The organism is Salmonella sp. SAL4457 (genome assembly GCF_046548235.1).
Taxonomy (GTDB): Bacteria; Pseudomonadota; Gammaproteobacteria; order Enterobacterales; family Enterobacteriaceae; genus Salmonella; species Salmonella enterica.
On record NZ_JBGDZO010000003.1, the window covers coordinates 380,392 to 392,884 of the forward strand.

The 12,493-nt window shown below is 51.8% G+C and carries 7 protein-coding genes and 1 pseudogene; 2 read left to right on the plus strand and 6 right to left on the minus strand.

The genetic code is table 11. The features are described 5' to 3' along the window. Window positions 1–149 precede the first annotated feature (149 nt). Window positions 150–1,307, plus strand: coding sequence for a D-alanyl-D-alanine-carboxypeptidase/endopeptidase AmpH (ampH, locus tag ACLJNW_RS12980; protein ID WP_000830783.1), 1,158 nt, complete (start codon window positions 150–152; stop codon window positions 1,305–1,307). A gap of 44 nt (window positions 1,308–1,351) precedes the next feature. On the opposite strand, the gene iprA is transcribed toward ampH, so the two are convergent. After that, window positions 1,352–1,975, minus strand: a complete 624-nt coding sequence (iprA, locus tag ACLJNW_RS12985) for a hydrogen peroxide resistance inhibitor IprA (RefSeq protein WP_000950242.1) — start codon at window positions 1,973–1,975, stop codon at window positions 1,352–1,354. 85 nt (window positions 1,976–2,060) lie between these two features. Continuing rightward, window positions 2,061–5,075: pseudogene (ehaB, locus tag ACLJNW_RS12990) on the minus strand (autotransporter adhesin EhaB). Between the two features lie 512 nt (window positions 5,076–5,587). Between ehaB and hemB the strand changes: the two are divergent. Next, entirely contained in the window at window positions 5,588–6,562 is a 975-nt protein-coding gene (hemB, locus tag ACLJNW_RS12995; RefSeq protein ID WP_000130728.1) for a porphobilinogen synthase, read from the plus strand. Window positions 6,563–6,665: 103 nt separating this feature from the next. Here the strand turns inward: hemB and prpE are convergent, their stop codons facing one another. From prpE to prpB, 4 genes are all read right to left on the minus strand, one after another. Then, window positions 6,666–8,552, minus strand: coding sequence for a propionate--CoA ligase (gene prpE / locus ACLJNW_RS13000; protein ID WP_001616265.1), 1,887 nt, complete (start codon window positions 8,550–8,552; stop codon window positions 6,666–6,668). Between the two features lie 40 nt (window positions 8,553–8,592). Continuing rightward, complete coding sequence (locus tag ACLJNW_RS13005; protein WP_023256699.1) at window positions 8,593–10,044, minus strand: bifunctional 2-methylcitrate dehydratase/aconitate hydratase; 1,452 nt, start codon at window positions 10,042–10,044, stop codon at window positions 8,593–8,595. Window positions 10,045–10,081: 37 nt separating this feature from the next. Next, window positions 10,082–11,251, minus strand: a complete 1,170-nt coding sequence (prpC, locus tag ACLJNW_RS13010; protein WP_023222809.1) for a 2-methylcitrate synthase — start codon at window positions 11,249–11,251, stop codon at window positions 10,082–10,084. Between the two features lie 122 nt (window positions 11,252–11,373). Beyond that, the gene (prpB, locus tag ACLJNW_RS13015) at window positions 11,374–12,261 is read right to left on the minus strand and encodes a methylisocitrate lyase (protein ID WP_000052224.1); all 888 of its coding nucleotides are present in this window, start codon (window positions 12,259–12,261) and stop codon (window positions 11,374–11,376) included. Between the last annotated feature and the right edge of the window lie 232 nt (window positions 12,262–12,493).

Below are 12,493 nucleotides of genomic sequence, written 5' to 3' on the forward strand. Positions count from 1 at the left end.
AGCGCTCTATCACAAAAGTAAACATTCTCCATCACGAAAACCCGCCGTTACGTTTTTTCACCCACTTTTTTCTCTTTAACGTTTTGCAATGTGCCGCCGGGTAGTATAAATACGCATAACCACCGTTATTTCACTTATGGACATCACCGTTGAAACGTAGTCTGCTTTTTACTGCCATGCTGTTTGCGGCATCACTTACTTCTGTCCAGGCGGCTCAGCCGATTGCCGATCCGGTTTTTGCCTCTGATATCGTTGATCGTTATGCCGAGCATATCTTTTATGGTAGCGGCGCCACGGGCATGGCGCTGGTGGTGATCGACGGCAATCAACGCGTGTTTCGTAGTTTCGGTGACACCAGACCGGGCAATAATGTTCGTCCACAGCTTGATTCGGTCATTCGTATCGCTTCTCTCACCAAGCTCATGACCAGTGAAATGTTGGTAAAATTGCTCGATCAGGGAACGGTAAAATTAAACGATCCTCTCAGCAAATATGCGCCTCCCGGCGCGCATGTCCCGACGTATCAAGGCACGCCGATTACGTTGGTCAACTTAGCGACCCATACCAGTGCGCTTCCGCGAGAACAGCCCGGCGGCGCGGCGCATCGTCCGGTATTTGTCTGGCCAACCCGCGAACAACGCTGGAGCTGGCTCTCCACAGCAACGTTAAAAGTCGCGCCCGGTTCACAGGCGGCCTATTCCAATCTGGCGTTCGACCTGTTAGCCGACGCGCTGGCGACCGCCTCCGGCAAACCTTATACGCAACTGTTTGAAGAAAAGATTACCCGCCCGCTGGGAATGAAAGACACCACGTTTACCCCCTCTCCCGATCAGTGTAAGCGTCTGATGGTGGCAGAAAAAGGCGCAAGCCCCTGTAATAATACGCTGGCAGCCATTGGCAGCGGCGGGGTCTATTCTACGCCAGGAGATATGATGCGCTGGATGCAACAGTATCTGTCGTCAGATTTCTATCACCGTAGCCAACAGGCCGATCGTATGCAAACGTTGATTTATCAGCGCACACAGTTAAAGAAAATCATCGGGATGGACGTACCGGGTAAAGCCGACGCGCTCGGTCTGGGTTGGGTCTATATGGCGCCAAAAGACGGACGTCCTGGCATTATCCAGAAAACAGGAGGCGGCGGCGGTTTTATTACCTATATGGCGATGATCCCGCAATATAATATTGGCGCTTTTGTGGTCGTAACCCGTTCCCCCCTCACGCGTTTTACCAATATGAGCGACGGGATTAACGATTTGGTTACTGAGCTAAGCGGCAATAAACCGATTGCTATTCCTGCATCCTGAGTCGTCGCGCCTCGCGCTATATCAGACGAGGCGCAACATTCTTGTTAATATTCGGAGGGCAAACGGTTAATACTGATCAGTTTGCCTTTATTCATTTCAATGTAATTACCCTTACGCAGGGCCGCGAGAACTTCCGCCACCACCGATCGCGATACGCGCGTTCGTTGATGAATATAATTCATAACACCAATACGTGAGCGAAGTTCTTCATCCCACTCAATCATTGTCATTAATGTCGCACGAATTTGGTCGTAGGAATTATTACCAATGAGCTGCTTGTCACGAAGTTCCAGTACCTGACTTTTCCATACTATCCAACAGAAGGCTTCACGCCACAGTTGGTTTTGCTCAATGATGGCAAGAGTTTGTGATGATGAGAGGCGATAACCGATGCAACCGCTCTCCGCAATTAATTTATATTGTGCCTCTTTTTTCGCCACACCATCGGCTAAGCCGAAAATAAAGGGGGCCTGCACAATACCAATAAGAACTTTATCACCCCGAACTAACGAAACAACCCCCTCTAAAATAACAAAGGTATGGGTATTACTTTCATCAGGTGAACAGATAATCTCTTTATCATTAACAAACTCGAAACGCGTACCATGCTTAGAAAGGCATTTATCGAGTCTGTAGAATTCCTGTAGTGGCTTGCTTAAAGATAACATATGCATTCCTTGCAATAATGCCCGTCAAGTCCTTGACGGGCATTTTTCAGTTTAAATTACCTTTATTTCTCCTGAGAGAAAATGATTACCAGGTATATTTAACACCAACGTTTGCAGACCAGTCTTGATCAACATCACCGCCGCCGAGGTAGTTAGCATCGGTGTAGGCGCTGAAGTTCTTCGTGAAGCTGAACTGAGTACCCAGACCAACACGTACCGCAGAACCTTCTACGCCGTTGTCGATAGAGTCGCCGTTTACGTCAGCATCGTTGTTGGAGTCGTCGTAAACGTAAGCCAGTTTGAAGTACGGGGTCAACGCCTGATCTTCGCTGTAAGTGAAGGTATAACCTGCATCTACACCGAGTTCATAACGCATGCTGTCGTAAGACTGACCGTCAACTTTCATGTCGTTGCTCAGCTGGTAGTCGTCGCCAGACTGGAACAGACCGGATACGCTGCCGTAAGGCGTTACGTAGCCTGCATCACCCAGCTTCAGATCATAACCCAGTTTCAAGCCGAAGCCCCAGGCGTCAGAAGAGGTGTTGCCGTCAACGTAAGTACCGTCGCTCATGTTAGCAGACAAATCGTTGTTGAAGTGAGAGTAGCTCAAGTTACCATCAACAAAGATGTTGTTTGCGAAACGAGCGGAAGAGTAGATGTAGGCAGACTGGCTGTCCTGATCCACCTGACCGGTACGATCGCTCAGATCGCCTTTCGCGAAGCCTGCTGCCGCACCAACGATCCACTTAGCGTTGTTACCGTCAACTTTGGTATCAACACCGACCATGATGCCATTAACATCCTGATCGTAGTTAATGGTGCCGTTGTCGCCGTTGAAGTTACCGCCGAAGTAGCTTACCCATGCGCCGCCGTTATCCGCCAGGCCATGACGAGCGTTGGTCAGACGAGTACCAACGGTGTCTTGTTCCAGGTTCCAGATATTGGTGTTCGCAGAAGGAATGCTCAGCGCCATGTTAGCGTAGTCGGTCAGTTCCATCTGTTCCAGCACGACAGTGTTGCCTTCCTGCTTAGCCTGATAGGTGTAAGCACCCAGGTCAGCTTTGTTTGCTGCAGAGAAGGTCGCGGTGCTGTTCTTATCGTTAACATAGATCAGCTCATTACCTTTATAATCCGCAACAGAACCCGCGCCAGTGGCGTTGTCGATACGCACTTTATAGTTACCGGTGGCAGCTGCAACATTGTCACCAACGTTATCAACTTCATCCTGACCTGCTTCCGTCTGGTCGGTATCGTAAGTATCGCCGTTACCGTTAATGGTCAAATGACCATCAGAGTTCATCGCAATCACGCCATAACCGTAGTTAGACTTAGTCGTGTCGTTAGTACGATCGTTAGTCAGGTCAGCATCCAGTACGAAACGGTTACTTTCGATGTTGAAGACACCAGCGTTCACATAACCGTTAGCATCGGTGTAGCTGGTCAGGTTCAGAGTATCAACCTGCAGCGCATTAGAAGCGCTATTACCAACATCCAGTACACCATTATTGGTTACGTTGATAGTGTTTGCGTACAGGGCAGCATCATTTACGCTCCAGCCAGCAGAAACATCATCAGCAATCGTAACGGTACTGTTATCGATAGACAGGGTATCAGTTGCAACATGACCATCTTCATTGATGTTCAGAGCAGAACCACCAGTCAGGCCGATAGTGTCAGAAACCAGAGTAGAATCAGCAACATTGACAACAGAACCACTATTGATACTCAGCGTATCAATCAGAGAAGTTTTAGTAGTGTCCCACTGTGATCCGGTATTCAGGGTCACGTTAAACAGGCCGCTCTGATAAACTTCGTTACCAACGATATGGTTATACTCACTGTAGTCAGTATAAATGTTATCAACACCTACAGTTGATAATGGCCACAGACTATTAGCTGCGATATCGATCAGAGTTGCAGTTGCCTCGGTACCTACAGCATAAGAATCGTAAACTCCATCCGGAGATGTGGCATCAAGAATACCGTCGCCGTTAGTATCTACAGTATATTCAAAAACACCGTCTCCATCGGCATCAGTACCAGTGTCTGTCATATGTACAGACATTGCTGCACCAACCCATTTGCTACCATTATTCAGGGTAACATCCATACGGTCAGTGCCATCTCAACCGTTCGTGTCGCGGTCAGCATCAGTATCACGATAGCTATCCGCTCCATTCGGGAAGAAGTTTTCATCGAAATTGCTGGAGAATACAACATCGCCCATCAGCGTGGAGTTGCTGAGGTTGACCGTCGTCTGCATTGCATTATCAGCATATGGGTGTGCAATTGCCGCAATCGCAATGTCATCAGCAGTATAAGAACCACTGTAATCGCTAGCGTTATTAGTATTACCAAACCAGCCGGAAGTACCTTCATCAGACAATGAACCAGAGGTTACGGTAGAATCAACAACATTGATTGTGTTATTAAATACTTCACTACTGTTTACGCCAGTGCTAACGGTGTTATCGTCGATATCTTCCCATTCGTAACCCTGAGTCAGGGTAATACCAGCAACATGAGAATTATTTACAATAGACAGATCAACTTCCTGATCCAGTGTAATCGCGGTACCCATGCCATAAACATCAACAACATGTGTATCCGCAGTACCATCGGTATAGGTACCGTTATAGGTATAATGCTCGTAGTTGTCATCAATAGTAGAGTTATCAACGGTCAACGCCAGACGATCATATACATACCCGGTGTCACGATTTACGCAATCGGTACCCTCAAGACACGCGGAGGTAATCATACCGTGAATAGTACTGTTTTTAATTGTCAGGCTATTCGCATTAGTATTGGTAGTAACGCCATCATCCAGATAGTAGGTAGAAATAACGCCATTAACTCGCGCGTTATTGATTACAGGATAAATGTCACCGTTATAGTAACTATCAGTTGCGTAGTTGTTCCAACCTACATAGCCATCATAATAAACGTCATCAGCGTAGGTCGCATCGTTGTAGTGATGAAACGTATTGTAAGTGGTACCAGAAATATCATTAGTAGTAGCATTCGCCTGAGAAGTGATTGCCAGAGTGCAAGCCAATGCTAATTGTGAGACTACAAGTTTCTTTTTCCAGGAGTGCATTTGTCATCCCTCCTCAGGGACGTAATATAGTTGATCCATCAATTATCAATGCATAAAAACATACAGATGTTTAGCAAGAAGGATTATGCGGCGTCATTGCTAAAAGGTTCAATTATTCTTTATCCTCAGTCCGGATTCGGACATGAATTAAAAAGACGTAATAAAAGGAAGTTTTATAATTGAAAAGCATTCTTTTTCATGACCTTACAAGAAAACAAAAAAACAAAATACATATAATATAAATATGGATTAAAGAAAAACAAAATAAACATGAATAATGTTAAAACCCTCATTTACTTAAATGACGATGAAATAAAACTAAAAACAACGTAAAACTAATTCTTATTTAAAATGATATAGTGCCTGAGGTATTAATCTTCGGTATATAAAAGAAGCGCCATGTTCTGCCGCAGCCGGGGCTGCGCCTGCTACGTTAAGGACCGTTTTCGTAAAACATCTGCCTGCAGATTCAGGTATACTGGGCCTTCGATTCCACAAACATCAGGCAGACCATGACAGACCTTATCCATCGCCCTCGCCGCCTGCGCAAATCCGCTGCGCTGCGCGCTATGTTTGAAGAGACAACACTTAGCCTGAACGACCTGGTGTTGCCGATCTTTGTTGAAGAAGAACTCGACGATTACAAAGCTATTGATGCCATGCCCGGCGTAATGCGTATCCCGGAAAAGCAGCTGGCGCGAGAGATTGAACGTATCGCAAATGCTGGCATTCGTTCCGTTATGACCTTCGGCATTTCTCACCATACTGATGACACCGGCAGCGATACCTGGAAAGAAGACGGCCTGGTGGCAAGAATGTCCCGCATCTGTAAGCAAACCGTGCCGGAGATGATCGTCATGTCCGACACCTGCTTCTGCGAATACACCTCGCACGGCCACTGCGGCGTGTTGTGCGAACACGGTGTGGATAACGATGCGACGCTGGCCAACCTCGGCAAGCAGGCCGTTGTCGCGGCGGCGGCTGGAGCAGATTTTATTGCGCCCTCCGCGGCCATGGATGGACAAGTCCAGGCTATCCGCCAGGCGCTGGATGCCGCCGGTTTTACCGATACGGCAATAATGTCCTACTCCACTAAGTTCGCCTCTTCTTTCTACGGCCCCTTCCGTGAAGCAGCGGGTACCGCGTTAAAAGGCGACCGCAAGACGTATCAAATGAATCCGATGAACCGCCGTGAAGCGATTCGCGAATCACTGCTCGACGAAGCCCAGGGCGCGGATTGCTTAATGGTGAAACCGGCCGGCGCGTATCTGGACGTGCTGCGTGAAATCCGCGAACGCACAGAGTTGCCGCTTGGCGCTTACCAGGTGAGCGGTGAATATGCCATGATTAAATTTGCTGCTATGGCTGGCGCCATCGATGAAGAAAAGGTCGTGCTGGAAAGTCTGGGCTCGATTAAACGCGCCGGCGCCGATTTGATTTTCAGCTACTTCGCACTGGATCTGGCTGAGAAAAATATTCTGCGTTAATTCTGTTACAGGGCGGCGCGCTGCCGCCCTTTCCCGACTTTACACCCCACTATTCAGTCGCTGAGTCTAACCCGTTGCCGAACGCGGCTTATCCGGCTTACGGCTATTCTTCGATCGCCTGGCGAATTTGCTGCAACGACGCGGGATCGTCAATGGTTGTCAGATCGCCCGGATCGCGGCCTTCGCAGATCGCCTGGATCGTGCGGCGAAGCATCTTTCCGGAACGCGTTTTGGGAAGCTGCGAAACAAACCAGACATGCGCCGGACGACCAAAGTGACCGATCTGGTTGTCCACCAGCGCCATGATCGCGTTTTCCTCGTCGCGCGCCGCCTCGCGATCCGCCAGCGTATCGCTCTGCTTCGGAATGACAAACGCCACCGCTACCTGCCCTTTCAGAGCGTCTTTTATCCCCACTACCGCCACTTCCGCTACGTTCGGGTAGCTGGAGATACTTTCTTCTATTTCTCGCGTCCCCAGCCGATGACCCGCAATATTAATCACATCATCGGTACGGCCCAGAATAAAGTAATACCCCTCGGCGTCGCGGATTCCCCAGTCGAAGGTGGCATAAACCTGACGGTTAAACAGCGACCAGTAAGTCTTCACAAAACGCGCATCGTCGCCCCAAATAGTCTGAATACAGCCCGGCGGCAGCGGCCCTTCAATCACCAGCATCCCCTTTTCATTTATGCCGCAGGGTTCGCCGGTGACTTCATTGAGTAGCTGGACGTTATAACCGTACATCGGCACGCCGGGACTTCCCAGACGCGACGGCCTGTCGTCCAGCGCGCGGGCCAGCGCCATGATCGGCCAGCCGGACTCCGTCTGCCAATAATTGTCGATGACCGGTACGCCCAGCGTCTCCGTCACCCAACTGGCCGTCGGCTCGTCCAGCGGCTCACCGGCCAGATAAAGCGCCTCCAGCGAGGAGAGATCGTGATTGCGGATTTGCGCCGTCGGGAATTTTTTCAGCACGCGAATCGCGGTCGGGGCGGAAAACATCCGGTTAACCTGGTATTTCTCGACAATTTTCCACCAGACCCCGCAATCCGGGTACGTCGGCAGTCCTTCGTAAACAATCGTCGCCATGCCTGCCAGCAGCGGCGCGTAAACGATATAGGAGTGGCCGACGACCCAGCCGATATCCGATGCGCAAAAGAATACGCCGCCCGCCTTGCCGCCAAAAATGGTGTCCATCGAGGTTGCCAGCGCCACCGCATAACCGCCGACGTCGCGCTGGACGCCTTTCGGTTTGCCGGTAGTGCCGGAGGTGTAAAGAATGCACGAGGTTTCATTGGATTCCAGCCACGCCACCGGCACGCTCGCGCCGAGATGCTGCTGGCGCAACGTGGCAAAATCCAGATCGCGCCCATCCACCCACGCCATTTTCGCCAGCCCTCTGTCCACCAGCAGAACGTGTTTCGGCTGATGCTGCGCCTGCGCAATAGCGTCATCAAGCAGCTTTTTATACGGCAGGATTTTACCGCCCCGCGCTCCGGCATCCGCCGACACAATCAGCGCCGGTCTGGCATCGTCAATGCGCGCCGCCACGCTGTGCGAGGCAAAACCGCCAAAGACCACCGAATGGATCGCGCCAATGCGCGCACAGGCCAGCAGGGTTATCTGCGCTTCGGCAATCATCGGCATATAGACCAATACGCGATCGCCACGCTGCACGCCCAGCGACAGCAACATGGCGGCCACAATGTTGACTTCATCATGCAACTGGCTGAAGGTAAATGTGCGCTCTTCATCGGTCTCTGATGAGACGGCAATCAGCGCCAGCGCCTCCGGCTGTTTATCCAGCCAGCGGTCGACGGCGTTATGACATAAGTTAGTGGTGCCGCCGCAAAACCAGCGGGCAAACGGTGGACGGCTATGATCCAGCGTCTGCGTAAACGGCTGTCGCCAGTCGATACGCCGGGCCTGCTCGGCCCAGAACGCCTCCGGTTCGTTAATGGAACGCTGATAAAATTCGCTAAAAGACATCACGCTCTCCTGTTGAACTTACGCCTTACTGCTGGCTGGTTCAGATGACATATAAATCGAGGTATTCGTTAACCGGCATCTGCTCCAGGCGGGCTCTGTCCAGGGAGACATCCAGAATGCGTTGCTGCTGGCGAGTCGGGAACTGACGCGCCAGGTTAATTTTAAATTTTTCGATAAGCTTCGGAATACCGTCGGCGCGGCGACGCGCATGACCAATCGGATACTCCACGACAACCTCGCCAAAGCGTGAGCCATCAGTAAACTCCACGGTGATCGCATTGCCGATAGCACGTTTTTCCGGGTCGTGATAGTCGGCGGTAAAAGCCGGGTCCTCATAACACACGATTTTCTCGCGCAGGGCGTCAATACGCTTGTCCTGCGCCACCTCGTCTTCATAATCCGCCGCGGTTAACCGTCCGAACAGCAACGGCACGGCGACCATATACTGGATACAGTGATCGCGGTCCGCCGGGTTATTGAGCGGGCCTTTTTTATCGATAATGCGAAGACAGGCTTCGTGGGTACGGATGGTCACTTTCTCGATATCCGCTGCCGTTTTACCCGCGGCCTGCATCTGCTCATACAGCGTCATCGCCGCTTCGACGGCGGTTTGCGAGTGGAATTCTGCCGGGAAAGAAATTTTGAACAGCACGTTTTCCATCACGTAGGAGCCGTAAGGACGCTGGAAACGGAACGTTTCACCTTTGAATGAAACGTCGTAGAAGCCCCATGTTTTGGCCGTGAGCGCCGAGGGATAGCCCATCTCGCCGGTTTTCGCCATCAGCGCCAAACGTACCGCGCGCGAAGTCGCATCGCCCGCCGCCCAGGATTTGCGCGTACCGGTATTCGGCGCATGACGATAAGTGCGCAACGACTGCCCATCCACCCACGCCAACGATACCGCGTTGAGGATCTCATCGCGCGTCAGCCCCAGCATTTCAGCGACCACCGCGGTCGAGGCCACTTTGACCAGCAACACATGGTCAAGTCCGACACGGTTGAAGGCGTTTTCCAGCGCGATGCAGCCCTGAATTTCATGGGCTTTGATCATCCCGCTCAATACCTGTTTCATGGTCAGCGGCGCTTTGCCGGCGGCGACGGCGTTGCGTGACAGCCAGTCAGCCGTCGCCAGAATACCGCCGAGGTTATCAGAAGGATGGCCCCACTCGGCGGCAAGCCAGGTATCGTTAAAATCGAGCCAGCGGATCATCGCGCCAATGTTAAAAGCTGCCTGTACAGGATCGAGCTGGAACTGGGTGCCCGGCACGCGTGCGCCGTTGGGCACCACCGTGCCTGGCACGATCGGCCCAAGCAATTTTTTACAGGCCGGGTATTCCAGCGCTTCCAGACCACAACCGAGCGTGTCGAGCAGGCAATAATGCGCGGTGTCGTACGCCACCTTTGAGGTGATCTCGTAATTCATAACGTAATCAACGATATCAACGATTTCACGGTCAAAGTCTGGGCGAACGTTCGAAATATGTGCGGACATAGGGTACAACTCCTGTTTTTATATTTAGAGGTTTTAATTAGCAACGCTTTTCGATCGGCACAAACGGACGATCTTCCGGCCCGGTATAGTTGGCAGAGGGGCGAATAATTTTGTTGTCCTGACGCTGTTCAATAATGTGCGCCGCCCAGCCGGTAACGCGGGCGATGACAAACAGCGGGGTGAACATTTCGGTAGGGACGCCCATCATGTTGTAGGAGACCGCCGAAAACCAGTCGAGATTCGGGAACATCTTTTTGGTCTCCCACATCACCGTTTCCAGACGGTCGGCGATGTGGTACATCTTCAGCGAGCCGCCTTCTTCTGAAAGCTGTTTCGCCACCCGTTTGATCACCTGATGGCGCGGGTCGGCGATGGTGTAAACCGGATGTCCAAAGCCAATCACCACCTCTTTGTTTTCCACGCGTTTACGGATATCCGCCTCTGCCTCGTCCGGCGTTTCATAACGCTGTTGAATTTCCAGCGACACCTCATTCGCCCCGCCGTGTTTCGGGCCGCGCAGCGCGCCAATCGCGCCGATAATCGCGGAGTAGACATCCGAGCCGGTCCCGGCAATCACCCGGCTGGTAAACGTCGAGGCGTTGAACTCATGCTCGGCATACAGCACCAGCGAAATATGCATCGCCTTTTCCCAGCTTTGGGTTGGCTTTTCACCGTGCAGCAGATGCAGGAAATGGCCGCCGATGGAATCATCGTCGGTTTCCGGCTGAATACGTTCGCCGTTGTGGCTGTAGTGATACCAGTAAAGAAGGATAGAGCTGAGCGAGGCCAACAGCTTATCGGCAATATCGCGCGCGCCGGAGACGGTATGTCCCTCTTTTTCCGGCAGGGTGCAGCCCAGCGCGGAAACGCCGGTACGCATCACGTCCATCGGGTGCGAGGCCGCCGGTAACGCTTCCAGAACGGTACGGACATTGGCGGGTAATCCGCGCAGCGCTTTTAATTTGCTTTTATACGCGTTCAGCTCGTCGCGGGTCGGTAATTTTCCGTGGATCAGTAAATGCGCGACTTCTTCAAATTCGCAGTGCTCCGCCAGATCGAGAATGTCGTAACCGCGATAGTGCAGATCGTTACCGCTTTTTCCCACGGTACACAGAGCGGTATTTCCGGCAGGTACGCCGGAAAGCGCGACCGATTTTTTAGGCTTAATGACATGCGTGTTGTTTTGCAGGATCGTCGTGTCTGTCATATTGTCCTCGTCATTATTGTAATGTGTAGGGTATTGAGGCGTGTAGGCCGTACCGTAGGCGGGTTAAACGTAGTGCCATCCGGCATTGCCTGATGGCGCCTTCGCCTTATCAGGCCTACAGGCTACGATTTTTTATTCCTGTACAGCGCGTCCAGCTTCTCTTCGAACTGGTAGTAATTGATGCTTTCGTACAGCTCGTTACGGGTCTGCATGATGTCGATCACGTTCTTTTGCGTCCCTTCCTGGCGCAGCACGGTATAGACTTTTTCTGCGGCGCGGTTCATGGCGCGAAACGCCGACAGCGGATAGAGCGCCATCGCCACGTGTGCGCTGCGCAACTCGTCGGTCGTAAACAGCGGCGTCGCGCCAAACTCAGTGATGTTGGCGAGGATCGGCACCTGCGCCACGTCGGCGAACCGGCGGTACATCGACAGTTCGGTGATCGCCTCCGGGAACAGCATGTCAGCCCCCGCGTCCACGTAAGCCTGCGCACGATCGAGAGCCGCCTCCAGCCCTTCCACCGCCAGCGCATCGGTACGCGCCATGATCACAAAGTTCGGATCGGTGCGCGCATCCACTGCCGCCCGAATTCGGTCTACCATCTCCTCTTTCGAGACGATCGCTTTGTTTGGACGGTGTCCACAGCGCTTAGCGCCAACCTGGTCTTCAATATGCAGCGCGGCGGCGCCCGCTTTGGCTATGGACTTTACCGTCCGCGCGACATTAAAGGCGGAGGAGCCAAAGCCAATATCCGCATCCACCAACAGCGGCAGCGGACAAACATCCGTGATGCGCCGGATATCGGTTAACACATCATCCAGCGTCGAAATCCCCAGATCCGGCAGTCCGAGCGAGCCCGCCGCTACGCCGCCGCCAGAAAGATAGATAGCCTGATACCCGGCCCGTTGGGCCAACAGAGCATGGTTGGCATTAATAGCGCCGACAATTTGTAATGGATTCTCTTTAGCGAGCGCGGCGCGAAATGCCTGCCCCGGCGAATGTAAAGACATATCTCGTCCTCATGTTAGTAAATTGTTATTCAAGATGTATTCACCAAAGCAAAGGCTATGCCAGGCAAAGAGGCAGCAAGAAAATTAAATACAATGAGATTTAAAAACAGGTAATTACAGTAATGCCTGTTATGAATAAGCGCGATTAAGGGAAAAGAAAAACGTGTCAGCTAACGTTTCATGAAACGAATCACCCTGTTTCATTGCAACATTTATGAAACACGTTTAAAAC

Excerpts from the sequence above, each read along its gene's own strand:
- iprA (WP_000950242.1), bottom strand. The coding sequence starts at position 1,975 with ATGTTATCTTTAAGCAAGCCACTACAGGAATTCTACAGACTCGATAAA.
- prpC (WP_023222809.1), bottom strand. The coding sequence starts at position 11,251 with ATGACAGACACGACGATCCTGCAAAACAACACGCATGTCATTAAGCCT.
- prpB (WP_000052224.1), bottom strand. The coding sequence starts at position 12,261 with ATGTCTTTACATTCGCCGGGGCAGGCATTTCGCGCCGCGCTCGCTAAA.
- prpE (WP_001616265.1), bottom strand. The coding sequence starts at position 8,552 with ATGTCTTTTAGCGAATTTTATCAGCGTTCCATTAACGAACCGGAGGCG.
- ACLJNW_RS13005 (WP_023256699.1), bottom strand. The coding sequence starts at position 10,044 with ATGTCCGCACATATTTCGAACGTTCGCCCAGACTTTGACCGTGAAATC.
- hemB (WP_000130728.1), top strand. The coding sequence starts at position 5,588 with ATGACAGACCTTATCCATCGCCCTCGCCGCCTGCGCAAATCCGCTGCG.